The sequence below is a fragment of the Photobacterium galatheae genome, assembly GCF_000695255.1.
GTDB classification, from domain to species: domain Bacteria; phylum Pseudomonadota; class Gammaproteobacteria; order Enterobacterales; family Vibrionaceae; genus Photobacterium; species Photobacterium galatheae.
In genome coordinates this window covers 84,667-111,517 of sequence record NZ_JMIB01000018.1, presented here as the reverse complement: position 1 = coordinate 111,517, position 26,851 = coordinate 84,667, and the positions used below count along the sequence as shown (strand labels likewise).

Annotated in this window: 24 protein-coding genes; 11 read left to right on the top strand and 13 right to left on the bottom strand. The window is 48.0% G+C overall.

Annotated features, from left to right (window positions below; translation table 11 throughout):
- Positions 1–353: 353 nt before the first annotated feature.
- From EA58_RS09495 to EA58_RS09475, 5 genes are all read right to left on the bottom strand, one after another.
- Positions 354–758 (bottom strand): hypothetical protein, encoded by a 405-nt coding sequence (locus EA58_RS09495; protein ID WP_036751750.1) that lies wholly within the window; start codon positions 756–758, stop codon positions 354–356.
- 200 nt (positions 759–958) lie between these two features.
- The gene (locus EA58_RS09490; RefSeq protein ID WP_036751749.1) at positions 959–1,501 is read right to left on the bottom strand and encodes a hypothetical protein; all 543 of its coding nucleotides are present in this window, start codon (positions 1,499–1,501) and stop codon (positions 959–961) included.
- A gap of 244 nt (positions 1,502–1,745) precedes the next feature.
- Positions 1,746–2,045 (bottom strand): hypothetical protein, encoded by a 300-nt coding sequence (locus tag EA58_RS09485; RefSeq protein WP_036751747.1) that lies wholly within the window; start codon positions 2,043–2,045, stop codon positions 1,746–1,748.
- A 96-nt stretch (positions 2,046–2,141) separates the two neighbouring features.
- A complete protein-coding gene (locus tag EA58_RS09480; RefSeq protein ID WP_036751745.1) occupies positions 2,142–2,702 on the bottom strand; it encodes a hypothetical protein in 561 nt (186 codons plus the stop codon).
- A 463-nt stretch (positions 2,703–3,165) separates the two neighbouring features.
- Positions 3,166–3,555, bottom strand: a complete 390-nt coding sequence (locus EA58_RS09475) for a DUF805 domain-containing protein (protein WP_036751743.1) — start codon at positions 3,553–3,555, stop codon at positions 3,166–3,168.
- A 571-nt stretch (positions 3,556–4,126) separates the two neighbouring features.
- On the opposite strand from EA58_RS09475, the gene EA58_RS09470 reads away from it, so the two are divergent.
- Positions 4,127–6,943, top strand: a complete 2,817-nt coding sequence (locus EA58_RS09470; protein ID WP_036751742.1) for an FAD-binding and (Fe-S)-binding domain-containing protein — start codon at positions 4,127–4,129, stop codon at positions 6,941–6,943.
- A gap of 287 nt (positions 6,944–7,230) precedes the next feature.
- Here the strand turns inward: EA58_RS09470 and EA58_RS09465 are convergent, their stop codons facing one another.
- Positions 7,231–8,901 (bottom strand): methyl-accepting chemotaxis protein, encoded by a 1,671-nt coding sequence (locus tag EA58_RS09465; RefSeq protein WP_235199588.1) that lies wholly within the window; start codon positions 8,899–8,901, stop codon positions 7,231–7,233.
- A 314-nt stretch (positions 8,902–9,215) separates the two neighbouring features.
- Positions 9,216–10,007 carry a THxN family PEP-CTERM protein gene (locus tag EA58_RS09460; protein WP_152547978.1) on the bottom strand — a complete coding sequence of 264 codons (792 nt, stop codon included), beginning with the start codon at positions 10,005–10,007 and terminating at the stop codon, positions 9,216–9,218.
- Between the two features lie 505 nt (positions 10,008–10,512).
- On the opposite strand from EA58_RS09460, the gene EA58_RS09455 reads away from it, so the two are divergent.
- The 7 genes from EA58_RS09455 (at position 10,513) to EA58_RS09425 (ending at position 16,880) form a co-directional block, all read left to right on the top strand.
- Positions 10,513–11,331, top strand: coding sequence for a phosphate ABC transporter substrate-binding protein (locus tag EA58_RS09455; RefSeq protein ID WP_036751738.1), 819 nt, complete (start codon positions 10,513–10,515; stop codon positions 11,329–11,331).
- Positions 11,332–11,424: 93 nt separating this feature from the next.
- A complete protein-coding gene (pstC, locus tag EA58_RS09450; protein WP_036751736.1) occupies positions 11,425–12,336 on the top strand; it encodes a phosphate ABC transporter permease subunit PstC in 912 nt (303 codons plus the stop codon).
- Between the two features lie 5 nt (positions 12,337–12,341).
- Complete coding sequence (gene pstA, locus EA58_RS09445; RefSeq protein ID WP_036751734.1) at positions 12,342–13,229, top strand: phosphate ABC transporter permease PstA; 888 nt, start codon at positions 12,342–12,344, stop codon at positions 13,227–13,229.
- A 17-nt stretch (positions 13,230–13,246) separates the two neighbouring features.
- The gene (gene pstB / locus EA58_RS09440; RefSeq protein WP_036751732.1) at positions 13,247–13,996 is read left to right on the top strand and encodes a phosphate ABC transporter ATP-binding protein PstB; all 750 of its coding nucleotides are present in this window, start codon (positions 13,247–13,249) and stop codon (positions 13,994–13,996) included.
- A 240-nt stretch (positions 13,997–14,236) separates the two neighbouring features.
- The gene (locus EA58_RS09435; RefSeq protein ID WP_036751730.1) at positions 14,237–14,623 is read left to right on the top strand and encodes a hypothetical protein; all 387 of its coding nucleotides are present in this window, start codon (positions 14,237–14,239) and stop codon (positions 14,621–14,623) included.
- Positions 14,624–14,703: 80 nt separating this feature from the next.
- A complete protein-coding gene (locus EA58_RS09430; protein WP_036751728.1) occupies positions 14,704–16,374 on the top strand; it encodes a mechanosensitive ion channel family protein in 1,671 nt (556 codons plus the stop codon).
- A gap of 71 nt (positions 16,375–16,445) precedes the next feature.
- Positions 16,446–16,880 carry an META domain-containing protein gene (locus EA58_RS09425; RefSeq protein ID WP_036751726.1) on the top strand — a complete coding sequence of 145 codons (435 nt, stop codon included), beginning with the start codon at positions 16,446–16,448 and terminating at the stop codon, positions 16,878–16,880.
- An 84-nt stretch (positions 16,881–16,964) separates the two neighbouring features.
- Here the strand turns inward: EA58_RS09425 and EA58_RS09420 are convergent, their stop codons facing one another.
- Entirely contained in the window at positions 16,965–18,644 is a 1,680-nt protein-coding gene (locus tag EA58_RS09420; RefSeq protein WP_036751724.1) for a CHASE domain-containing protein, read from the bottom strand.
- Between the two features lie 214 nt (positions 18,645–18,858).
- Here EA58_RS09420 and metR point away from each other — a divergent pair, with 214 nt between their 5' ends.
- Positions 18,859–19,770 carry an HTH-type transcriptional regulator MetR gene (gene metR / locus EA58_RS09415; protein WP_036751775.1) on the top strand — a complete coding sequence of 304 codons (912 nt, stop codon included), beginning with the start codon at positions 18,859–18,861 and terminating at the stop codon, positions 19,768–19,770.
- 98 nt (positions 19,771–19,868) lie between these two features.
- Here the strand turns inward: metR and EA58_RS09410 are convergent, their stop codons facing one another.
- Positions 19,869–20,057, bottom strand: coding sequence for a DUF4250 domain-containing protein (locus EA58_RS09410; protein ID WP_036751722.1), 189 nt, complete (start codon positions 20,055–20,057; stop codon positions 19,869–19,871).
- 174 nt (positions 20,058–20,231) lie between these two features.
- On the bottom strand, positions 20,232–20,903 hold the full coding sequence (locus tag EA58_RS09405; RefSeq protein WP_036751720.1) for a hypothetical protein: 672 nt from the start codon (positions 20,901–20,903) through the stop codon (positions 20,232–20,234).
- Positions 20,904–21,135: 232 nt separating this feature from the next.
- Between EA58_RS09405 and EA58_RS09400 the strand changes: the two genes are divergently transcribed.
- Complete coding sequence (locus EA58_RS09400) at positions 21,136–22,359, top strand: GGDEF domain-containing protein (RefSeq protein ID WP_051641986.1); 1,224 nt, start codon at positions 21,136–21,138, stop codon at positions 22,357–22,359.
- Between the two features lie 156 nt (positions 22,360–22,515).
- Here EA58_RS09400 and EA58_RS09395 read toward each other — a convergent pair whose 3' ends face one another.
- The 3 genes from EA58_RS09395 to EA58_RS09385 all read right to left on the bottom strand — a co-directional run bounded on the left by EA58_RS09395 (position 22,516) and on the right by EA58_RS09385 (position 26,117).
- Entirely contained in the window at positions 22,516–24,180 is a 1,665-nt protein-coding gene (locus EA58_RS09395; RefSeq protein ID WP_036751718.1) for a S1 family peptidase, read from the bottom strand.
- A gap of 446 nt (positions 24,181–24,626) precedes the next feature.
- Positions 24,627–25,319, bottom strand: coding sequence for a hypothetical protein (locus EA58_RS21815; protein WP_152547977.1), 693 nt, complete (start codon positions 25,317–25,319; stop codon positions 24,627–24,629).
- Between the two features lie 318 nt (positions 25,320–25,637).
- Positions 25,638–26,117: a nuclear transport factor 2 family protein gene (locus EA58_RS09385; RefSeq protein WP_036751716.1), complete on the bottom strand. Its 480-nt coding sequence runs from the start codon at positions 26,115–26,117 to the stop codon at positions 25,638–25,640.
- A 140-nt stretch (positions 26,118–26,257) separates the two neighbouring features.
- Here EA58_RS09385 and EA58_RS09380 point away from each other — a divergent pair, with 140 nt between their 5' ends.
- Entirely contained in the window at positions 26,258–26,656 is a 399-nt protein-coding gene (locus EA58_RS09380) for a winged helix-turn-helix transcriptional regulator (protein ID WP_081819608.1), read from the top strand.
- Positions 26,657–26,851 lie beyond the last annotated feature (195 nt).

The following is a 26,851-nucleotide window of genomic DNA, read 5'->3' as shown; positions in this document are numbered from 1 at the left end:
AATAATTAAGAATATGTAACTTTTATCAACTTCAATAAATAAACTCTTCCCAATTAATTCCGCAGACACCTAACAAATAACATAGGCTCCCCCTCATCAGAGCTTTGCCACTGGGTAAGTCTGACCACGAAACCACTGGAGGCCACCATGTCACTATCTCTATGCATTGATTTAGCCACATACAGCCTCAGTATCTACGGCGAGGATCATCAAGACAAGCAATTGCTCCACAAAACAATCGCGCGATCGAAAGTCTTTGAAACTTTTGCAAACATACCAGCAGGCCATCATCCACACACCCTTTAGAGTGACTGTCCCGGTAGTTCATTCAAACGAACAAATAAACGAATGTCTCACCGTGCATCCCAGAAAATCATGCCGAGATAACCAACACCAATCAGACTAACTATAACAATCAACCACCAAAAGCATGATGTTTCGCCAAAATCGCACAGAGCTCCGATAATACCAACCAGTAAAATTAGCCCAACTCCTATATAGAAGGCTAATCCAGGAATAAATACTAACATCAATACAGCACCAATAAGCCCAGCGCCAAAACCAACATAATACCAACCTATAATCCCCCCAATAATCGCCAATAGGCATATAATCACACTACATAACACAGATGACTTTTTAAATAAGTAAGGGTAGACGATAAAGAAAGTCGCATAAATCGAACTAAAGACACATACGATCACTACGATAGGGAGTAAACCTTCCTTACCAAGAAGAGTTATAATTATACCGTTCATTGACTCTACTCAGTCATAGAAAAAATGACAAACAAGGACAGGTACCTCAGAGATTACTGCATATCTGTGCTTCCGGGAAAAGTTCTAAAGTAATTGAAAAGGCAGACAGTGAGATCAGAAATGGTCACACTGAACACCTTGCCATGAAGTATCTTTCCTTCACTGTTAACCGTCTACCTCAGAACGTGTTGTCATGTGAATTATGCACGCTTGCCTAAACCCGGCGCACCACCAGATACAAATAGACCACATCTCTTATCAAATTCTCCGCCAAGAGCACTTCCCTGAGTCCGATCTCGTTTTGCTTGACCCTTTACCTTTTTTTGCTCAGCATCTCTCTTTTGCTGCAACTCAACTTCCATTTTTATCTTGACTGAAATCGCTATTTTCTGCTTGAGCAAGTGTGATGCTACGATTTGACGGTTTAAACACTTCTCAGAGTCTGATTTTCCAAAGATAATTTCTCGCTCTAGACGAAGAACTTCTTTTTCTAAGTCTGCTTGACTATATTTTTCATCCATAGCCATTAGAAATTTCTTTGAATTTTTGGGTAACGGCATTCTCAATGCCCACTCAAACGATCCTTGCACTGAAGCTCGCAATTGTCGTTTTTTCTTGGAATGTTTTATTTTGAATGATGGCTCTATTTTTAGAATGTAATTCTGACACTCAGACTGATGCTGATTGTTATCTACTTCCGAAGAAAATAATAAGCCACACCCAGTACATTTAAATTGCTTCATACTACTCCACCACAGAATATTTCATTTAATTTGTCATATATCACGACAAGCAAAAGTACGTATAATCTACTGTTATATAACTTAATCAGCAGCGCTAATCGCAGGACAGGCACCTCAAGACTGCATTTCTTTATGGTGTCTGTCCCTATAATTCAAGATAATGATATTAACTATTGACCGTCCATCTCAGGGCGAGTTGTTAGTTGCCATTTTATTGGCAATTAATGAGGGAAGTAGCTAACACTCAATCTACGTTTTTCTCTAGCGTTTGTTGACTGATTTCAGCCCAACCATTTGCGTGCATCAATATTTTTGATTGTATCTTTGCGTCCCCACTCTCTGGGCATTTTATAAACACACAATCAAGCTCATCAACTGACCTAAATCTAGAAGACCAATTCAAAAAGTTTTGATTACTTCCGTGTTTAGTCCGGTCTTGAATAACTTTTAAAAGTTCATCTTTTGACTTGTCGAAAAACTGCTTATTTCCTGATGCGTAAGCTGTATTAGTAACTTTATGCACCAAGATGACCATCTCTTTCATTTAATCTCCAACTCCTTAGGAACATACTTTGGCAACTAACGCCCTGCTCAGCGGGCAATTGAAGCGCAGCGTAAATTGATCCGCTGCAGCAGTTTGTTATGCATTGAACAGCCCCCGCCTAAACACTCCTAGTTGCTCCGCCCACTTTTTTGAAACTTTGTGTAGAAGATGAGCAAGCTCTCTACAGCACTCTGGAGTAAAAAAAGCATTATCTTCGCCAAAATCAGTATTTATGTATTCAAGAATATTGCCATGGCAAAGATTGTGGCGAACACGCACGATCTCAGTATTGACTTGATTTTGCTTCTTACTTTCTAGCTTTTCTAGAAAATCACCCTCTTCTGGAAAAGCCAAAGCCTCTACTGGCAAACCTGCATCTTGCGCGGATTTTAGAAGCCTGTTGCTCAAAGTTTTAACAGGATCAAAGACTTCCACTCGAGCTGGGTTCTCTACCTGAGATATTGTAACTCTCAGCGAGGCTTCGATACCGTTAATGAAACTTGTACATGCTGGTAGGTAGAGTTCGCTTTTCAGTGCTTGAACTGCTTGCGTAAAAAACCAATGGACTTCAGCGCCCAGGCCTTGTTCAGCGAAGAATACTTTCTCTTGATGTTCCCTACGCCCGCTCTCTATGAATTCCTGAATTTCTTCATCCATTCCCTGACCTCAAGATGCATAACATTTTATTCAACGACATCATGTCATATAACTCTGTCATATACCCCCACAGACCAAATAAAACATAAGCATCTGATAAATAAAGATATAACTAAGAGTATTACATCAACAACTCAATAAGATATACGACATCATGTCGTGTATCTCCTCTTACCCCAAATTCAGCCCAACGCCACAACATCTCAACTCGCCACCAAACACGCTACCGCCCATAACACTGAAGTCACTGAAGAAAATAAAATTACACTGATCACCACACTTTTCAGTTATGGAACAGGTTTCTTCAAAAGGCATATTCGGGATTGCATATCTGTGCTTTGGGGCAAAGTTCTGAGGGGATTGAAAAAGGAAATGATGCGGTTGGCAGCCGTCGTACCAACGTCTTGCCAATGCATAGAGATTTGCGATGAAAACAGGGTTTATAGGGGCACCTGCCGGCAACTCACACCGTCATGTGCCCCATATCGTTCTCTTCTTTTGGATTGGGGCCATATTCGTTGGTGCCGGGTTGGCCGTCCTGTACGAAAAAGTAAAGTAAGATGAGGAAGCCCAGAACCGGGAGCAGGCTCAGCAGCATCCACCAGCCTGTCCGGCCAATGTCGTGCAACCGTCGGACACCGACAGCCACAGAGGGCAAGAGTATAGCCAACGAATACACCCCACCCAGCAACCCGGTGCCTTCTTCCGAGCCGGGGGTACTCAGCAGATGATCGGCAAAGCCCAATACCAGTGTGATCACCAGATTGATCAGGAAGAAGTACCAATACTCCTGTCGCTGAGCGCGTCCTGAAAATACGGCGTACTTTTTGAGTGCGTATAAATACCAGTTCATCTGAATCCCTCTGGGCGATTGACCTTTCAGGTATCTCTCATCACGAGCTGATGGACATTTACACTCAAGTATAGAGGCGGATCACAAATTTATCGGATCTCATGGTTAAAAATAATGAAAAATCGCCTGATATGCCTGACGAATATGTTCAATCAGTCAGCGAATTTTTTGTGATGGCCGGAATCGTCGGGACAGACATCTTCACAGGTCCGCTCAGGCTTTCCCCAAAACCACTCACGGCGTAACGGCTTCGGCTGCTGCCTGACGTGTTTTGCGCCCTGAGACATCGACCACCTGTACAACTAAGATCAAATCATCGGTCTTGCCCATCGGGATTCATCACTTTTGGAATGGATGTTGTTCATTGCATTCATTTATTCCCGAAAAAGAAAGCGATAGGGTTCACAACCACTTCACATGGATGAAAACAAAATGCAAACCTGGGATCCCAAACACTCATTCCTGTTGCAAGCACGCTAGACTCAAAGTCAGCACTGAATATCCATCTGATTCATAAACAAAAGATTTTCTCAGAAAACAGGAACAGCCTCAGAGCAAAGGCAGACCAATCATGACGAACAACGATCAGCAGCTGATTTCCCGGCTGGAAGCAATTCTCACCCCCGAACAAATCTTGACCGACGAAGCCAAACGGCTGGCCTACGGCACTGATGCCAGCTTTTACCGCATGGTGCCCAAGGTCGTGTTACGGCTGAACACGCTGGAAGAAATCATTCAGGTGATTGGCCTCTGTGCCGAGCTGCACGTGCCCTACACCTACCGGGCCGCTGGCACCAGTTTGTCGGGACAGGCAGTGTCTGATTCCGTGCTGATCACCCTGAGCGATCAGTGGCGTCATCATCACATTGAAGAGGAAGGACAGAAAATTACGCTCCAACCCGGTGTGATCGGAGCCGATGCCAACCGCTATCTGGCTCCTTACGGCCGGAAAATCGGGCCGGACCCGGCGTCCATCAATACCTGTAAAATCGGTGGAATTGCAGCCAATAACGCCAGTGGCATGTGCTGCGGCACCGCACAGAATTCCTTCCGTACGGTGAATGGCATGACCCTGGTGCTCACCGATGGCACCGTGCTCAATACCCGGGACGAAACCAGTCAAGCAGCATTCCGGCAAAGTCATGCTGAGTTGCTGACTGGGATCGCGGCGCTCAAAGAAAGCGTCGAATCCAATCCCGACCTGAAAGCCCGAATCAACCACAAATACCGGCTGAAGAACACCACGGGCTACGCGCTCAATGCCCTGACCGATTACAGCGATCCCATCGACATCATCGAACACCTGATGATTGGCTCTGAGGGCACCTTAGGCTTTATTGCCGACATCACCTATAACACAGTCATTGAGCATCCGCACAAAGCGTCCACCCTGCTGGTGTTCAGCACGATTGAGCAGGCCAGCGAAGCGACGTCTGTCCTTGCAAAAACACCGGTCTCAGCGGTCGAAATGATGGATGGCCGCGCCATGCGTTCCGTCGCCGACAAAGCCGGGATGCCTGCTTTTATGGCCGGACTAGATCTCGAAGCCGCGGCCTTGCTGGTAGAAACTCGAGCCGGAACCGAGCAAGACCTGATGAAACAATGCCAGACAGTGATGGACAGTCTGGCAGATTTTCATATTCTCGAATCTGTCCCCTTCACAACCGAGCCGACGACGGTCAATACCCTCTGGGCAATCCGCAAAGGAATGTTCCCTGCAGTCGGGGCGGTGCGGGAAACCGGCACCACAGTGATCATTGAAGATGTCGCCTTTCCGGTTGCCGATCTTGCCCGTGGCGTTCGGGATCTGCAGGCGCTGTTTGATCAGTTCCACTACGATGAAGCCATTATTTTCGGCCATGCGTTAGAGGGAAACCTGCACTTCGTCTTCACTCAGGGGTTTGAGGCACAGGATGAAATCGACCGATACGGTGCGTTCATGGATGCGGTCGCTGAACTGGTGGCGGTGAAATATCAGGGGTCACTCAAAGCCGAACATGGCACCGGACGAAACATGGCGCCTTATGTCGAGCTTGAATGGGGCAAAGATGCGTATCAGTTGATGCTGCGGATCAAACAGCTTTTTGATCCACAGGGGCTGTTAAATCCGGGCGTGATCATCAATGACAATCCGCATGCCCATATCACACACCTGAAACCCATGCCTGCCGCAGATCCAATTGTAGATCGCTGTATCGAATGCGGCTTCTGTGAGCCTGTTTGCCCGTCCAGAACGCTGTCGCTGTCTCCCCGACAGCGGATTGTGCTGTACCGTGAATTGCAACACCGCCGACGCAACGGACAAGCTGAGCAGGCGGCCTCACTCGAAAAGGTCTTCAACTACGAGGGCATTGATACCTGCGCCGCCACCGGCTTATGTGCCGAGCGCTGCCCGGTGGGCATTCATACCGGCGAGCTGGTCAAAAAACTGCGCACTGAAAAATACCAGCGCTTTACCCCGATAGCCCGCTGGACTGCCAAGCATTTTTCAACCACCACACGCCTGGCGAAAACCGGTCTGGGAGCGGCCCACGCGCTGCAATCCATGCTGGGAGAACCCCGAATGCAGACACTCAGCGGGCAGGCAAGAAAACTCACCCGAGGTGCGGCCCCGCAATGGCTCCCAGAGCTGCCGGTGCTGAACCGCCACCCGCTCAGTGAAGCCGACAGCACTCAGGTGCATGGCGAGAAAAAAATTGTTTACCTGCCGTCCTGTGCCAGTCGCATCATGGGGCAGCAGTCGGATAATCCAGAAACCCGCCCCCTTACAGAAGTGACAATGTCACTGATTGAGAAGGCAGGCTTTGATGTCATTGTCCCACCACAGGTAAACGACCTGTGCTGCGGGATGCCCTATGACAGCAAAGGAATGACGGAACCGGCTCTACAGAAAATCCAGCAGCTGGAAGCATCGCTCTGGCAAGCCAGCGAGCACGGTAAGTACCCGATTCTGATCGATACCAGCCCCTGTGCCAAACGCAGCATCGAGCACTTTACAAAGCTGATGAATATTGTCGAACCGGTCGGACTGGTGCTTCACTATTTACTGCCTCATCTGGCGCTCAAGCGGAAGCAGGAAACCGTCATGCTACACATCACCTGCAGCAGCCGCCGGATGGGCCTTGAACATGAAATGATTGAGCTGGCCAATGCCTGCGCCAGTCACGTTGTCGTGCCGGAGCATATTCAGTGCTGTGGCTGGGCGGGTGATAAAGGCTTTACCACACCAGAACTGAACGCTGCCGCGCTGGCACCGCTGAAGGCACAGGTGCCGGACGAATGCACCCGAGGTTTCAGTAACAGCCGGACTTGCGAAATCGGCCTGTCACACCATAGCGGGATTCCTTATCAGTCTATCCTTTATCTAGTCGATGAAGTGGCAAGCTAAGCTGGGCCGCGGCTGTAGCGAAAAGCTGTAGCAGAAAGAAAAGCTATAGCAGAAATTTGTTGCGCTGTTGTACTTTCTGTTCATCGTGGTACACAGCGCTCATTTCTCACCCTTAAGACAGTCAGAATGAAAAGTGACCACTAAGATCAGTAATGCCTTTAGGTCTTACAACTAGCGATAAAAAACCCGCCAATGGGATTCCAATGGCGGGTTTCTTCTTTTACTTTTTTATTTGTTGATTCTGCCTATTGATTTTCCAGTGTTCAGAAACATACCTCTGCGTCGTTTCAGGACACCCGGAAGAAGCTGACCTGTGCCTTCACTTCCTGACTGACCCGCTGCATATCGTCGCTGCACTGCACCGTATCGGCAGCAATCGAGGCTGTTTTGTCTGACAGTGACTGCACGACATGAATATTCTGACTGATGTCCGCAGCCACAGCGCTCTGCTCTTCCGCCGCTGTTGCGATTTGCTGCGTCTGTTCGTTCACTTGATGAATCATATGCATGATATCGTCGAGCAACTGATTCGTCTCAGCCATTCGGGATTCAGCCTGATCCGCTTCTGCGGTACTGTCAGCCATCATATCGACAGCACTACCGCATGCCTGTTGCAATTGTGTCAGCATCTGCTCGATTTCATTTACCGAGGTTTGCGAGCGCTGCGCCAGTCCGCGCACTTCATCCGCAACAACCGCAAAGCCACGGCCCTGTTCACCAGCGCGGGCCGCCTCAATGGCCGCATTGAGCGCCAGCAGGTTCGTTTGCTCTGCGATTCCGCGGATCACTTCCAGAATGCTTTCGATTTTTCTCGACTCGCCATGCAGTTCGTTCACAACGCCCGACGTCTGCTGCAGGGTTGTCACTAAACGTTGCACCACTGACTGTGTGTGATTGGACGATTCAATGCCCCGCTCTGCCAGCCCCATCATCTGATCCGATGCTCGGGCAGAATCTGAGGTATTCGAAGCAATACTTCGGCTTGTGGTCGACAATTCTTCGATGGCCGTAACGGCCTGAATGGTGTGCTCCGACACTTCACCGGCAGCAACCTGAATATTATTGTTCGCTTCCTGCAGAATATGACTGTTTTCCGCAACCAGTGCACTGGAACTGACAATCCCGCTGACCGTATTTTGCAGACGGTGAACCGTGCTGTCGATGGCACTGCTGAGCTGTGCGACTTCATCCCTGCCCTCAACATGAGACAGTACATCCAGATGACCACTCGCCAGCGCTTCAGCCGTGGCTTTCACCCGGCTGATCCCGTTCACCAGTCCGCGTGCAATCCAGTGACTCAACACAAAGGCCATCAGCAGCGCCAGCACAATCGAAATGTAAAACACCATGTTGGCATCACTGATTGCATTGACCGTGTCATGATTCGCGCGAACTGCACTTTCCTGGCTGGCTCGCTGAATGCGATCAAACTGCAGATTCAGTTCGGCATAGCTGTCCACAAATGCCCGGAACACTGGATAAGGCGCCCGGTGATTGGGAGAGCTTTGCATGTCACTGACAAATTGCTGCGTGTTTTTCTGATAAGTATTGAGTTTCGCTTCGAACTCAGAGAACAGCGCCGGATCACCGCTGTAATCTTCTTTTAAGGTTCGAACGAGTGCCGGTGTCTTCGCGCTGTTTTTATCAATGATGGCGCGAAACTCTGGCACCTGCTCTTTCAGGCCGAGCAGGTAAACCACCTGCAATCCCCGGACATTCCCGAGAATATCGGCCTGTGCCTGCCGGATCTGCCCGATCAGTGAAGAGACTTGATAATTGTGCTCATAAAACTCACTGAAATTTCGGCCAATGCGATCATTGGCTGACTTAATAAAAAGCATTGCAACCACAAACAGCAGGGAAACAGCGCTCCCTAAAACAAGAATTTTGTTACGAATAGATAAATGACTCAGCTGCATCGAAGCATCCCAATAACCAGTTGATGTTATTTTGTGCATCAACTATTCATAAATTGGACACTAAAGGCAATAAAATGCTGAATAGGAATGCTGGAATATCCCTCGGGCTCAAATTTTCTTATAAAAATTATCAAATTTATTCATTCGCTCTTGAATATCAGTCAAGCATTTGCTTCGGTATTGTATACAAAAATGTATATGCATCACGCTGATTAAATTTAAAAATTGCAGCCACAGCACCGTGGCTGCTGCACTTAAGGTGAATACAATAGTCGAGTGTAAAGCTTCTGTGCTGACCTCTTTTCAGCGCAATTGATGCGTAAGCCTTCTGTATCAGAGATGCTTTGCTCAAATCATCTTGACTGAAATTTTTGCTTCAGGCGCAGCACAGCCCCACCGATAAAAAATGCGCCGAATATAGCCAGACCTGAAGGCTCAGAGACCGGTGTGTCGATCTGCATCGCCGAAATGTTCGCCCGGATAATGGCACTGTTCGTACTTTTCTCCATGGTTTCAAAGTGGTCGGTAAACAGGCCATTCACCAGGAACCCCTGAATGTTCAGCGTGTATTGAATGCCATTGATCTCCGTCACATCGCTGAAATCTGAAGTGGTCACGGAAATAATATCCGCACAACCATGTGCATTCACACCCTGCCCATTCGCTTCACCATTCGCACAATGTTTGGCGCTGTTCAGGGTTTCGTCATGGTGAAAGTGAAAAACAAACTGCACGTCAATCGGGGCTGCACCATCGATGGCAACCGTCGTGCTGAGCTGCAGATCAACAGTCTTTAACCTGGCCCCGCTGCTGAGAATCATGTTGTTCAGATGTGTAAACTCGCCCAGCAGAAAGTCGTCACTTGTCCCTGTATCCGTATCAAACTGAGTCTGAAACCCTGCTGTTGATTCAAACTGATAACCACTTTGCTTCCCCGGATGATGATATAAAGGCTTCCCCCAGCGAAGCGTTGGGTTCACCGTGCCATTGCCTGAAGTGACAGGCTGCCCTTGACCTGGCTCAGCCACGGCATTGACCCATGAACCGGTAAAGTCCCCAAAATCAACATCCACTATCGCAGCACTCACATGTGCACTCACCAGTAGTATCAGGCCCGACATCACAGCTTTTGCGAAAGACTTCATACATCCCCCCAACCAAAAGATTTTGTTCGGGGAACAGGTATCAACATATATGCCGTTTCTGCCCAGCCTCATCTGCACGACAGATTGGGAAATCAGACATTTCAGAAGAATGATTAAAAAATCATGCAATTAAGTTAGTTATCATTAACGAGATCGGTGATGTATTTCAGACGCCTTTTTCAAATAGCCCGATCTGAAAATTCTTCTTTCTATCGCTGTCAAAAAAGCTGACACCTCACGCAGTAAGCACAACAACACGAGAGATCCTTCCCAAAATGAAACCGCTTTTTTAGAATGAAATATTCTTAAGTGGTATATTTTAAGCGCTTTTCGTAATCTAAGGTTGCAGTTCGACTTGCTTTCCCTTCGCTTTTCAGCGACTTAGATTTCCCTTCATAGAGTGTTCAATAAACTGCAACAAACCTGTCATAAAACTCTCCTAACCTGTGCCTCGTTCGTTAAACACTTGATTGGCAATTTCGCCAAAATCGAAAGGATTAGGAAAATGAAAGCAAAGGTTCTCGGCGCAATCGCACTCGCAGGCTCAATGATTTTCAACCCGGCTATGGCGGCTGAAACAGTTTCTGTCGTCGGTTCATCTTCTGTAAGCCCGCTGATGGAAATTTTTGGCGAAACTTATGCTAAAACTCATGACGTTGTCGTTGAAGTGCAAGGTCCTGGCTCTTCTGCTGGTGTCCGTGCTGCACACGACGGTTCCGCCGACCTGGGCATGAGCTCACGTGATCTGAAATCTTCTGAAAAAGCTTCAGACATCAAAGAAGTTGTGATTGCTCGTGACGGAATCGCTGTCGTGGTTCACAACTCAAACCCAGTCAAAGACCTGACCAAAGAACAGGTTTCGAAAATCTATAAAGGCGAAATCACCAACTGGAAACAAGTTGGCGGTGAAGACAAACCAATCGTGGTTGCAACCCGTGATACGGCTTCTGGTACTCGTGGCGCATTCGAAGACATCATGTCTCTGAAACGTAAAGTCAACGGTAAAAAAGTTTCTGCAATTTCTCAGCGTGCTCAGGTTGCCAGCGGTAACGGTCAGCTGAAAACCATGGTGGCCAGCAACCCATTCTCAATCGGCTATATCTCTCTGGGTTCTGTCGACAACTCTGTGAAACCGCTGGCGATTGACGGCCACAAACCATCTGTTGATGCCATCAAAGCCGGTGACTACGGTGTTCAGCGCCCATTCCTGGTGATTTACAAAGAAGGCCGTCCATCAAAAGCTGCTCTGGACTTCCTGAACTGGATTAAAACAGCCGACGCTCAGAAAATCGTTGCTGACAAAGGCTTCATCGCAACGCACTAATCTGCAAAACCTTTATGTCCGGTCTGATTACAGACCGGACATTTCATTCCTCAGTACCTGAATGTTTTGGTTCAGTGTCTGGAGTAAGTAACAATGACCATCGCGAACAACGTAGAAAGCGCCAACAACAAAAACCCGCTGACCGAAGCGGATAAAATCGACTGGCGTGAACTCTTCTTCAAATATCTGTTTCTGGCAAGTGCCGTTCTGGGCATTTTGTCTCTGATCACCATCGGCTATTTCATCTTCCGTGAAGGCTATGCGGCTTTCGCAGAAGCTGGCGTGACCGGCATTGTGCTAGGTGACGAATGGCTGCCACCTGCACTGTTCGGTATTTTCCCGATGATTGTGGCTTCTGTTGTCTCCACAGCCGGTGCCGTTATTCTAGGGGTTCCCGTCGGTGTGATGACGGCGATTTTCATTGCTGAAATTGCCCCGAAACGTCTGTCGGATGTGATCCGTCCGATGGTGGAATTGCTGGCCGGGATTCCATCTGTCGTCTACGGCTTCTTCGGTCTGGTGATTATCGTGCCACTGATTCAGGACGTATTCAACGTTCCTGCCGGGAACACTGTCCTGGCCGGGATTATCGTTCTGGCGGTAATGATTCTGCCCACTGTGATTACGGTTTCAGAAACCTCCATTCGTGCCGTGCCCCGCAGTTATAAAGAGGGTTCTCTGGCACTGGGTGCTTCGCATATTTTCACCATTTTCAAGCTGCTGGTTCCTGCTGCCCGTTCAGGCATCATGACCGGTGTGATTCTGGGGATTGCCCGTGCACTGGGTGAAACCATGGCCATTATCATGGTGATGGGGAACTCCCCGGCAATGCCACAAGGGATTCTGGATTCCGCACGAACACTGACCGCAAACATTGCGATTGAGATGTCATACGCGACCGGTATCCATGCAAGCGCACTCTACGCGACCGGCATTGTCCTGCTTGTTTTCATCATGATGCTGAATGCTGCCCTGCTCTATCTGAACCGTGAGCGTGCGAGGTAATCACAATGACTTTATCTTCATCAAATACAATCCAAATGGCAGGAAACCCTGCCAGGCAACAACTGAAAGACAAAATCTATCTGGGACTGATCTGGACATGCGCGACCATTACTGTCGGTTTCCTGCTGTGGGTGGTTTGGTACATTCTGAGCAATGGCCTGGCCTATGTAGACTGGACTTTTATTTCCAGTAATTACACCACACTGGGCGAAGAGTCCGGCATCTGGCCGATGATTGTCTCCACAATTTATATGGTGCTGGCCTCCATTCTGGTCGCAGCGCCGCTGGGCATCATGACCGCCATTTACCTGACCGAATATGCCAAAGTTGGCAGTCGTCTGGTGAAAGTGATTCGATTCTGTACCGAGTCGCTGGCGGGCATTCCATCAATTATCTATGGTCTGTTCGGGATGACCTTCTTTGTGGTGGTTCTGGGCTTTGGTTTCTCGATTCTGTCAGGTGCGCTGACCCTGAGTATCCTGATCCTGCCCGTGATCATCCGGACCACAGAAGAAGCCCTGATGGCTGTACCGCAAACCTATCGTGAAGGTTCTTACGGTCTGGGTGCTTCAAAAATTTACACCATCTGGCGTTTGATACTGCCAAGTGCAATGCCAGGTATCGTTACTTCTATCATCCTCAGTGTAGGTCGTGTTATCGGTGAATCAGCGCCGGTCTTCATGACAGCAGGGATGGTGGCGCGACTGCCGGAAAGTCTACTGGACTCTGGCCGAACGCTCACCGTTCACCTGTACAAGCTGACTCAGGAACTCTACACCATTCATGAATGGCACCAGGCTTACGCCACGGCCACCATTCTGATTGTTGTGGTTCTGGTCATCAACCTGTGTACCAAGCTGATTGCAAAACGTTTTAACACTGCGACTTACTGATTTCGAGGAAAGAGAAAATGAACAAATTCAACATTGAAAATCTGGACCTGTTCTACGGTGAAAACCAGGCACTGAAAAAAATTAACCTGCCGATTCCAAACCGTCAGGTCACTGCATTGATCGGCCCTTCAGGCTGCGGTAAATCAACGCTGCTGCGCTGCCTGAACCGCATGAACGACCTGATTGAAGGCGTTAAAATCAAAGGCAAACTCACGATGGACGGTGCCGATGTTTACGGCAACGTGGATGTTTCCAAGCTGCGGATTAAAGTCGGCATGGTATTCCAGAAACCGAACCCCTTCCCGATGAGTATTTATGAAAACGTCGCCTATGGCCTGCGTGCACAAGGTGTGACCGACAAGAAACAACTGGATGAAGTCGTGGAGCGTTCGCTCCGTGGTGCTGCGCTGTGGGATGAAGTGAAAGATCGCCTGAAATCTCATGCCTTCGGTCTCTCTGGTGGTCAGCAACAGCGTTTGTGTATTGCCCGGACGATTGCCATGGAGCCAGAAGTCATTCTGATGGATGAACCAACATCCGCACTGGATCCAATTGCGACCAAAAAAATCGAAGATCTGATGGAGTCGCTGAAGAAAGACTTCACCATTGTCATTGTCACCCACTCCATGCAGCAGGCACGCCGCATTTCAGACCGCACCGCCTTTTTCCTGATGGGTGAGCTGGTCGAACACGATGAGACTTATGCGCTGTTTAATAACCCACGTGATGATCGTACCCGTGGTTATGTGAACGGTGACTTCGGCTGATCCTCCCGAAATCAGCAGTGTTCAAATCAATGATTCCCGGCTGGTTTTGGCCGACTGTCCCGGGAACAACCGAATAATAATAGCGATGGTAAATACTTGCCCCCTTTTCAGGGGGCTTTTTTTTGCGTGATTTTTTACCCATTTCTGACATTGAAATCAATGGCCGGACATAGACTCCAAATGAACACTGATTAATTCCCTGAAAGCCACGTTTCTGGCTCATGTTATACAGGTGAAACGATGCAAAAGAGCCATGAAATATCACATGCAAAGTCCTGGATTGACATGCTCTCAGCAATGGATGCTCAACCGAAACTCACTGGCATTCTCCAGTCCTCAAGAGTCATCACCCAGCAGTTAGCCGCATTTTGCCGGCTTCAGCACCTGATGGCCTTTGCCTATACCCGAAAAAATCACCAGCAGTTACTGGCCGAGACGATCGCAGCTTCTGGCTGCGATACCCTGATCTGTGACCAGCACCACTACCCTGCGCTCTGGTATATGCTGCATCAGGTGAAACGTCCTATGCTGATTATTCTGAATCAAGAGATGTGGACACCAGACTGGTGCTGGCAGTTCAGCCACCACCGCTTTCTTTGTCAGCAAGATCTGCTTTCAGCACAATAACTGTCCACAGTTGAATCGCGGCACGGCTATTGCTGCGATTTCCTGTTTCTACCGCGCCACAAGCATCCGGAACCCATTCAATGATACGCAAGTTTTTACTCCTTTTTACGCTGTTGGCATTGAGCTTCAGCACACTGGCAGAACCTGAAACCGCTCAGTCAAAACTGGATGACCTCGCTCAGCTCAACCAGGAAGTCATGGCGCTGTACCAGACCAGCAAGTCTCGCACTGGCTCCACACGAGATGTCCTGCGAATGCAGGTGCTCAATAAAAATGATGATCTCCGGGACCAGCTCGGGCAACTGATCAGCGCCCCACCAGAGGGTGCCGAAGGCAAGCTGATTGACTATGTGAGACATCAGATCCGCTATACAGCTGCGACGGCAAGATACCTGGATCAAAAAATCAAGGTCGATGAGAAAGCACTGGACAGTGCACCGCAGGAAGAACAGCTTCTCAAACAAAAACAGCTGGATGAAGAGCGGCAGTTATCCGTTCAGATGCTGGGGGATCAGTGGACAAACTACCACTGGCTTGAGCAACTGGGCATCAAGACCGCAAAAGACAAAACCAAACTGGCCAAAGATATCAGCGAGCGGCTGGAATTTGTCTCTGCATCACTGGAGTACAATCACCAGCAGGAAAAAGAGCTGTCGAAGCAACTGAAAGACGCCTCAGACAGTGAAAAATCTGCACTTCAGCTCATGCATATTCTGACTCAGCGAAAAGTTTCCAGTGACATTGATCGCCTCAACTATCTGGCAAGCCTGGGGGACAAGGCAGAGATTGACACGTCTGACTACAAAAAACAGCAATTTGAAGTCACCGGAGACCTGACCAACGATATTTTGAACATTCAGGTCATTTACTCTATTTTTTCCGCCTGGACGGACAACCTGAAAAAATGGCTGGTCGACTATACGCCGCAGGTACTGTTCAAGATTTTCATCTTTATCCTGGTCATTCTGGTGTTCCGGTTGCTGAAAAATCTGACCCGCAGAGTGGTAAAACGGGCGGTCTCCTCACCAAACCTGCGAATGTCACAGCTAATGCAGGACTTTTTCATTTCGATGTCCGGTAAGGCGGTGTTTTTTATCGGCCTGCTGATCGCCCTGTCGCAAATTGGACTGAATCTGGCCCCGGTTCTGACCGGTTTCGGGGTGGCGGGTGTGATCGTCGGTTTTGCGTTGCAGGATACGCTGTCGAACTTTGCATCCGGCATGATGCTGCTGATTTACCGCCCATTCGATGTCGGAGACTTTGTTGAGGCGGGCGGTGTTTCAGGCAAGGTCAGCCACATGAGTCTGGTCAATACCACGATTCGGACCTTTGATAACCAAATCATTATTGTGCCAAACAGCAAGATCTGGGGCGATACCATTAAGAACGTCACCCACGAGCGTGTGCGTCGTGTCGATATGGTCTTCAGCATCGGATACAGTGACAGTATTGAGCAAGCCGAAGCTGTGTTGCATGACATTATTGACAGCCACCCGGCCGTTCTGCGGGCACCGGAAAAAACAATCAAAGTTCATACCCTGAACACCTCATCTGTGGACTTTATTGTCCGCCCTTGGGTAAAAACAGATGACTACTGGGATGTCTACTGGGATGTGACCCGGGCCGTCAAACTCAGGTTTGATCAAGCAGGACTGACCATTCCTTTCCCGCAACAGGATGTGTATTTACACATGGTCAAACAGGAAAACCTCAACGCATCACCAAGCGTGCACAATTCGCTTCTACAATAAAGTGAAGTTGTGTACGGAATTTTTTGCCTCGACACAAGTCATAAGTATTCAAATCCATCAGGGGAAATACAATGAAAAAACACCTGCTGACTGCAATGGGCACCGCCCTGTTTTTATCTGCCTGCGCCGGAACAGGTGGCAGCACGGCCTCTCAATCGTCAGGTGACCTGACTCAGTACGAATGGGAACTGACGAAAATTGATAGTCAGGCGATCACCGTACCTTCCATGGGCGCCGTGCCGACACTGGGCTTTGAAAACCAAACGATGGCGCACGGCCATTCCGGCTGTAATCGCTATTTTGGCAATGCTGAAATGAAAGACGGTCAGTTCCGCATTGAGAAAATGGGCATGACCATGATGGCCTGCCCTGAAGATGCAATGAAACTGGAGCAAGTGATGAGCAAAACACTCAGCCAGTGGAGTAAAGCGGAAATGAAAGGGAACACCCTGACGCTGTCAAACAGTCAGCACACCCTTACCTTCAAAGCGACTCAGCCAATGTAATCTCTGATTGTGCTGGTCTGTCTGCTCCGATATGAGCAAATCCGAGATGAGCAAGACGGCCTCTGAAGCGTAAAAAACATCCCATCAGCTGAGTACTTGCTCAGCTGATGTCTCCCCCTCAACCCGATCCGAACAGATCTTATTGATCCCTTCTTCCTGAGCACGACGGAGCAATGCCTCTGTCTGATGGAATAAGGCTTCCGCCGTTGTCTCCCGGATATCAAACACAGTCAGAACCCCAACCGATACCGTCAGGTACGGGTTGGCACTCATATCAGGGCTGGCGAGATTCAGTCTTTCTGCTGCCGCCCGCAGATAACGTGCGACGATTTCACCGTTATTGGTGTTCGGCAAGACCGCAGCAAATCGGTCATCATCCAGACGCGCCATCTGATCTGCCGGGCGTTTCAGAGTCCGGTCCAGTTCATTGGCCAACTGTCGCAAACTGGAATCCAGTGTCTCGGCTGAGCACTGGCTGGCAAAGTGCGCATAATCATCAATCTCGACGACCAGCAATGCCAGCGGTGTTTTTTCCCGTCGGGCGATCCGAACCGCTTTATCCAACTCTTCTTCAAAGGCACGTTGATTCGCAATACCGGTTAATGGATCAACCCGGCTCATGCGCGCCAGTTTTTCATTCACAAGCAGCAACCGGTCATTCTGCTGATTCAGATTATCCAGATACACCTGGCCACGTTGAAATACAAAGAAGCTTACCAGCGCAGCCAGCACAAAGAACGCATTCACCCCAGCAAATACCCACCATGGCGTTGCGGAATAATGGCTGGTGACATACGCCTGCAACGGAACAGCTTCAATCACCCACCGGCGGCCACCTTTGCTCAACACCTGATGTACATAACGGAAATTTTCATCATATTGCTGTGCCAGCACATCCGGTGTCAGTGTTTTCTGAACATAATGATATCGCTTCTGCTGGCTGACCAGCCCGGTTTCCGCTTCCGGCACCAGACTGAATACCACACGGTGCCCTGAAGGGGCCTGAGTATCAATCAGCGTCAGGGAAAAAGCATTGGCCTCATGGGCACCGGATGAAGATAAAAAGATTTCGGCCGGGTGAAAGACGCCCCCCACAAATCCCAGCAAACTATCCTGACGTTCCACCGAAGTCATGGGCTCCGGAAACTCATAAACAGGCAACAGGCTCATCACACCCTGCGCGTCCATGTTATTTCGGCGAATCTGCAAAGGCACCGTCAGTTGTAGCTGACCACTGTCACGGGCACGTTGTACCGCTTCAAACCGAAATGCGTGTGATCCTAAGTCATACCCCATCACCGCTTCGTTCCCGGCAACCGGTTCAACATAATAAACCGGGTAGTACAGATTCCGATCACTGGCAGCGACCCGCTCACCGGACGCCACCTGCTCGGTAATCACATAGCCCGGCAGCCAGGTGCTGCCCTCGGCTTCATGATCAGCACGCGCCTGATGTTCAACTTCAGGAATCCACTCTAGCGCGGTGATTGCCGGATAACGTTGCAGGATTTTACCGGTCAGGGTCTGAAAGCGCGTTACATCCGGAATGCCCTGGGTGTCCAGGTTCAACTGAAGGGAATACAGCGCTTCAAAATGGTTGTTGATCGCCTGAACAAAAAAATGCGCCGTTTCGGTGACATCCGACTGAAACTCCCGCTCGACCCGCTTTGTTTCCAGGTGAGAAAAAATAAACAGCAGAACCACGGACAACAACATCCCGGCGGCTAACAGTAAACTGATAAAGGTAAGGCGTTGTCGCTTCATTGATTTCCCTTACACGCGCTACATTCCACTCGGCCTACCCCTATTTGTATGCGAGTTACATGATATTTGCCAATGAGTCATCGGAATACGGATCCAAGATCAATATGCGGCAGCCTTTCAGGTCAGATGTAATCATTTGTAGACGTCTAGATGTTTACACTGCTTTCAATAACCAGTACCCTGATTCGCAGAAAACTTCAGGGACTGAGTGGACATGATAGAAATTAAGCACCTTCGTACTTTAGCGGTATTGAGAGACACGGGCTCCCTGACTGCAACTGCCAACACGTTGTGTCTGACGCAGTCAGCGTTATCCCACCAGATTAAAGATCTGGAACAGCGGATCGGTGCGCCTCTTTTCCTGCGTAAAACCCGCCCGGTAAAATTTACGGCAGAGGGAGAGATTTTGCTCAAGTTGTCGGATGAACTGATGCCCCGCATTGCACGGGCTGAGCATGAGCTGGCGAATTTGAAGGAAGACGCCAAAGGCCGTCTTCATATGGCGATTGAATGCCACTCCTGCTTTCAATGGTTGATGCCAGCGCTGAAGGAATATCAGATCCACTGGCCGGCCGTCAGTCTGGATTTTTCTTCCGGCTTCAGTTTCGAACCCATTCCGGCACTGGCTGCCGGGGAACTTGATCTGGTGATCACCTCAGATATCAACCCGCGTTCAGAAGTCCATTACGAACCATTATTTGACTTCGAAATGCGTCTGGTCGTTTCGCCACAATCCCCCCTGGCTGAACTGAGCACCATCAAACCGACCGACCTCGCCAGCCAGACCATGCTGACGTATCCGGTTCATAAAAGCCGCTTGGATGTGGTGAAACATTTTCTGCAACCCGCGGGGATTGAACCTCAGGTATGGAAACAGGCCGACAACACCCTGATGCTGGTCCAGATGGTTTCTGCCGGTTTGGGCGTTGCTGCACTGCCAAACTGGGCGATTCATGATTTTGCCCGACAGGGACTGATTGTCAGCAAACCACTGGGCAAAGGGTTATGGCGCAGACTGTACGCCGCAATTCGGGCGTCTGAACGGGATCGGCACTATCTGCAGGCATTTTTTGCCACTGCCCGGCAACAATGCCAAACCCACCTGGAAGGCATTAAAGCGGCCTGATAGCGAATACCTGCATCCCAGTTTCTGAATCCCTGTACCTGAACTTTCCAACAAAAAACGGGCACCATCATCGGTGCCCGTCCATCTGACATCACTGATTATTTAAACTGATTCGAGATTGGATCATACCGGTAACCCAGCGATTCCATTTTTTCTCTCAGCGCGTTCTGGTCCAGTTCATACCGGGTTGAAAGTTCCTCAATCGTATCGCATTCAAGCCGCAATCTTTCGTTCACGATTCCCAGGACAATGTTGGCATCCATGTTCAGCAGGTTTCTGATTTCCACAGTCCCTCCTTCGGCGACAGCCGTCCGATCATCCGCAAAAGGGAAATGGCTTCCCCACAATGCATTCCAATCATTCAATTGACATGACCTGTTAATAGCATAGTCGCAGATGCGGATATCTCACCAACAGAACACCTTCACAGCATTATTCGCCCACCATTGCCCGGCCAGTCGCTAGAAAACGGCGAGCTGCAAACCTGCCGAAACAGACAGCAGGAACGATGCGCAGGCAAGCTGCCAGAAATGAACGGTTTTTGCCAGAACGATGTGGCCGACCCAAACCAGTTGCGCAACAATCAGCAGTAACAGAGCCGCACAGATCACCAGCAACTGACTCTCAACAACGGCCTGAGGCAAGGTGTAAAGCTGCCACAGCATAAGCAAGACACTCAGCATGGCGCTGACCAGACCAACCGCTGGCAACAAGCGGTGAAATGCCTGCAACCGGGTCCGGGCCTGAGTCAGCAGTAAATGTGCAAAAGAAGCACCCAATAATGCAATGGCAACCAGACTCATGCCAATCGCAGGCAGTGAGAGAGAAGGCAACAACAGCAACCAGTTAAGCAGCGCCAGTCCACAGGACACATAAAGGACCCACAATGGGCCGGCATCGCGGGTTTTGCCGGTTTTCACCTGAAAGGTAAACCAGGCCAGCGTCAGTAACGGCAGCAACGCGGCTGCCTGGCTGACCGCCACCAGAACCCAGCCAAGCAGGAGCACCGGCAGGGTTTTATGAATCCGCCCTCGTTGGCCCGGGCATATTTCGCCCTTCGTCAGGACCAGAGACAGAATGAGCTGCACCCCAAGCAGGGCAGGAATCAGAAAAGTGGTATAAGCAATATTCATGACAGGCTAACAAAGAAGACAAGGAATAAAGCCGCGGATTATATCAGATGGCTGATGTAAATACCCAGTGCTCATCTTTCGTACAGCAACCCGGTTTCACATACATTATATGAATCAAGATCACGGTTTTGGGCTGCATCCTGTAGAATAATTGCCCAATAATAAAAATAAAGGACGAGTAGCGTCTGTTTTTCTTCGTCAAAAACAGGTGTCAGATGGGCTGGAAGCAAAGATGATATCAACCTATAACCATTTTTACCGGCAACTGTGCCATTCCCTCAAGCTCTATGTCCCTGATTTATGGAGTGCAAAGGCACACACGCAAAACTTTCAGAATACCCGAAGCGGTTATTTGCGCAGTCGCATCTCGTTGCTTTGTATCGTCTGGGCGGTCCTGATCATCGCCTGGATCCCGTTTGATTTTTTTTACCTGAACACCGGAGAAGACACTCGTATTGCCACTGCCCGGCTGATTTTGGCAACATTTCTGATTCTGGTTGCTCGGCTGAATGAATCTCACACCACCCTGCGCCAGTCGCAGTTTTGCATGGTCCTCTTGGTCACCGGACTGAACTTGTTTTACAGCTATTGCATCTGGGTACTCGGTTTTCCGAAAGTTTACAGCGGGTTTGAATACGGCTATACCCTGCTCCCCATTTTGCATGTCGCCATTCTGACGATTTTGCCGATCACATTAAAAGAGAGTCTGTGCTTACTGGCGATTACTGCGATCACTGAAATTAGTGTGGATGCGCAGGCAGGCAGTATCCAAACCCCGGAAACGCTGGCCAATTACTGGCTGCAAAATATTCTGGCTGTCATTGTGATCTGGTCACAGCTATCGAAGCTTTACATGCTGATGCGTCTGTACCGTCAGGCAACACTGGATCCTCTCACCGGTATTTACAACCGCCGCATGCTGTTACAGCAAGCCCAGAAGGCCCTTGAGATCTGTCAGGCAAAGCGACAGCCGTTTGCGCTGCTGCTGTTTGATATTGACCGGTTCAAGCGAATTAATGACACCTGGGGACATGGTGTCGGAGACAAAGTCCTGCGGGGATTTGCCGAGCACCTTCAGCAGTCTTCCCGTAAGACCGATCTATTCGGTCGCTATGGCGGTGAAGAATTCATCCTCTGCCTGCCGTTTTGTGACACCTTAACCGCTCAGAAAATTGCTGGCCGCATGCTTCAGGATATCCGGGACTTATCATTACCAACCGATATTGAAGACACCCAGATTTCTGTCACCGCTTGTATTGGCATTTCGGCCTACACGCCGGGTGACAGCCTGATGACCATGATCGACCGAGCAGACCGAGCACTGTACGAATGCAAAGATGCCGGTCGGGACTGTTTTCGTTTTCTTCCGCATGGCTGCGAACCTTCCAGTCGTGATCGGCGAAAACCACTTGAAGTACACACGAAGAAAACCCCAAGAATTGCTGTGGTTGAGTAGGGGGAGGAACTTACTCACCTCCCCTTCAAATCATCTTCGACTCATCAATTGCTCACCTATAAAGAAATACAGGCGTCAATCATTCATCACAACCGGACTTCGGTTAAAGTACATAAGTTGGTATCGAATACCCAGACTTCCTGAAATCGAATAAGCCTATTGATATCGTGAACGACGTATCCAAGCCAAAACGAGTAACCCAAATCCGACGCCGAAATCTATGCTGCCACCGCCACTTTGACTGGCGTTCATGGCACGTAGCAGCTCGAGTTCTTCTCGTATCAGATCAAGTGTGAGCTTTTGATGTTTGATATTCGTTAAACTTACGTGGCTATCTAATTGCTGACTGTATTGATGCCTATGATAGACAAGACGAACAATGTTGCGTTGATCATACATCTCGACCGATTGAGGCCCTCGGTTCAATACATCACCTGATTTACTGCCACGAATCGTTTGGTTGACTACACCATTCACATAAATAGTCAAAGAATCGAGAAACTCAGTAGAATGCACCCAGTAATTAAACGTCAGTTCCCCTCTTGGCAAGCCTTCTAGGACTAACTCTGAAACTTGATCTTTTCCCAAATTGGTAGCACTTCTTAGATCATCACCACTCACTCGCCATACATTGCCATTATCGTATGCTCTGTGGCCGGGCAACGTAGAAAGATATTGGCTGACCTCTTGAGGTGCATCTTGCAATGCGTGATAGTCAAGCCAAGCGGTAACTTTGCCTGCCCTGAAATTGTCCGAATCAAATTCCAGCAGAACTCTTCCCTGTTTATATCTTGGAATCAAATAAGATATTTCGATGCTACACTCAGCATCGGGTTCTAAATCACCACTACATTGATCTTTATTTGGGTCAATATAACCAAGCTCCAGGCCATCCACAGTCACTTTCGGGTTGTTTAGCCTGATCGTTTCACTAGAGTGATTCGTAAACGTAAATGTGTGGAAGTAGTTACCCATTTGAATGATGCCGAGATCTTCACTTTGACGATAAGAGAGCCCTTTTATATGATCGGCAATCCAATCATTGTAGTGACTAACTTCGGTATACACACCAGGGTAAATACCACATCCGTTGCCCCAACTCACGATGCCCATCTGTTTAGGACCATCGTTAGTGTCGAATAAAACAGGGCCACCACTGTCACCCATACAAGTATCCTTACCTGTTTCTCCTGCGCAAAATACACCCTCACGCAAGTTTTGGTAACTACCGGGAAATTTTTTACATTGCGTCAATGGAACAAAGGGAACTCCGACTTGGTGCAAAACTGGCGAACTATCACTGCCTGCTTTTAGAATCGGATCATATTTGCGATAACCAAAGCCGATCGCTGTCAGTAAATAGCTCTCTTTAAGCTCATCAAAATTATTCTGACTCGCTAACTCTATACGTGATTTTTCTACCGATTTGGTTAATTCAAGAATTGCAATGTCATCGCCTTTGGTTTTGAAAGCACTTTGGTAATCTTTATGTTGATAAATATGTTTAATCGTGACACGTTCGGCTGATGACAAATCATTCATATCATAAGCACCAACCACGACTTCAGCGTCGGCTGGCTTTAACCCCTGAACACAATGAGCAGCGGTAAGGACATATCGATCTCCTAAAAAGCTACCGCCACAGAAGGCGTGATTTTTATTGGGGCGATTTAATGCGACCATAAATGGCCAAGTATTTAATTTCGACTTTTGACCGCCAATAATTCGACTCGTGATGTCAGATTCCATTCCAGAAGCAGCAAAGGAGAACGATGCCAACAAGAGTGCTCCAATCACTCCTGGCAAATAGAATTGCGTCATAGATACCTCAAGAAATATCCCACAGCCGTTGTGGGAACGGTACCATAGCATGATTAAATAAAAAGTAAATCAAAGAGATTTAGGCTGAAAAAATTCACGATCTTTATACTTTAATAAAACATATTGATTACGAAATAGTAGGAGAGCCCCTCTGAAAATCAGGAAGCTCTTACTGTTTCAAGTGCTCACTACACTGAGCACTGCAAAATCCTGACTGGATGTTGTGGAAAGCGACCGAATGACAGCTTGAAGACCATGTTCGGCAAAGCAGAGCGGGCGTTGTACAAATGCAAAGATGCTGACCGTGACTGCTTTCGTTATCATCGACATGGTTATCGGCCATCGAATCGTAACCACTGAAAACCACTGGAAGTACAAAAAGAAGGCCATTGAAACAAATGAAATTAGTGTCGCACACTCAGCCTTCCCTCAATAGGAATAGATTTTCATCTACTCAACTCATCAGGCAATAAAGTAATTGTGCCATGATTTACCACGATTTTTCCCGCTAAAATCAATTCTATCGCTTGTTGTGGTGCAATCTGATGTCTTTGCAACCAGAAAGAAAGAGAATTCAATTCAAAATCTTCAAGGTTCTCAGACAATAAATAAAACTCTTCTTTTGTTAGTGTGTCATTAATATGCTTACTCAGCAGTTTCGTTAATTCATGTTTTGATAAATTTGTCTTTTTATAGTTTAAAACAAAATCTACAATTTCATCTGCAGTTGGCTCTTCTTTATGAAATCCGGGGACGTGAGTAGGCCAGAAAATTAAATCAGAGATATCGGGATAAGGAACATTTTTTGAGAAAATTTCCAAGTATGCTTCAAAATCATCATCATTCTCAGGCATACAACGATGCGCCAATTCAACCAACTCATCACGTGTAACATTCTCCGCGGGTTGAATGATCACTGAATATAAAACCAGCCGAACCCAGTCAATATGCTCACCGCCACCGTAAAGGCCCTGGAAGTCTTCAAATTCATGTGATGTTTCAGAGAGTTGATTAAATTCAGACAGCCATGCTTCACTTTCTTCACGTGATGCGCCGTCAATCCAATCTGCTAATTGAGCCAATCGATGTAGTCGCTCATCATCAAGTACGGGAGGTAACAATTCAGCTCTGAGATTCACAATTTGCCTCATGTTTAAAGTTAACCTAAGAGAATAACGGTATGCCAAACAAATACAACCGCCATTGATACCCTTATGCGGCTTCAATGAAGAAAACAATAAGAGTTGCGATCAAAATTCGAATCCACTCAAATGAAAAATGTCGTTAACTACTCTAACTTCAGTTCAATCTATGACAAAGAATGCCGGGTTTAATACAGGACAGACACTAAAGAAAAATACGCCCAGGAATTCAACTCATTGAAATCAGATAACGTCTAAAATTATTTTCCTATCGGATGACTGTCCCATCATTTTATGCACTGGATTCATTCATATTTAAAACACGCCATTTCCATTGCGAATCTGACCACCTGTCATAAGTGCATACAACCGCATTGAGAAACTGATCCCCTGCACCGCATCCCAGTGTTCAACCAATCGGCCGTCTACGACTTTCCACGTATCGACAATATTCAACCCCTGCGTATCATCACCACGATGTTTCGCTTTCAGCGTGGCATGCGAATGTAAAATCACGTAATCGCCATCCACATAAACATGCTTCACGTCATAGCTAAACTCTGGAGCATTTTTAACCAAATTACTCACGGTATTAACCACGCCCTCAATCCCATTCGCAATGTTCCGATTATGCTGTTGATATGGCTGTCCTGCATATCGACGTGTCATTTCGTCAAAATTATGGTCGTTCATCATCAGTTGGACAAACTCGATTGCAAGCGCCGCATTCCTTTTGTCTGTGCTGCTCCAGTGAGATTTTTCCAGCGATTCCAGATTAATTTTTGGGGATGACATCAATTTACTCCTCATCATTTCAAGCGACTTGCCGGTTCGACCGACTGACCTTCAGTTAACTTTCAAAATGCAAGTTAGTCTATTTACTTGCAATGTGCAAGTGTTTTAGACTAAGAAGCACAACAGAAAACGAGGTGAACATGACACGACGCTCAAACTGCCCTATCTCGAATGTACTGGATATCGTCGGCGACAAATGGAGCTTATTGATACTTCGAGATCTCATGTTTTTTGGTAAACGTTCGTATTCCGAGCTACAACATTCAGAAGAAAAGGTGGCAACCAACATACTTTCCAACCGATTAGAACGGCTGGAGAAAGACGGCTTGATCACCAAGCGAACTGACGAAAACGACAAACGAAAAAAACTTTATGCGCTGACACAGGCTGGCAAAGACATGTTACCCATCCTGTTAGAGATGATTATGTGGAGCAGCAAATACGATCCCAACACCAATGCTCCCAAGCAATTAATAGAAAGAGCGAAGCATGACCGCGAAACCCTGATCAATGACTTATTGGCCAGAATAGAAAGTTAACAGACGACTGAGACACCCTCAAATCAGTCTTTAGGGCACCCGACGAAATTTTCCAAGTGCATCCTGCCATTATCTGTTGATGAGCAAAGCATCCAAGACCAGTGAGCAAGTGACCTGCTCACTGGTCATTCGAAGGACACTTAAAAACAACGCCAAGCCGATGACCTCAGTGAGAAAACCACACATCGACCACCT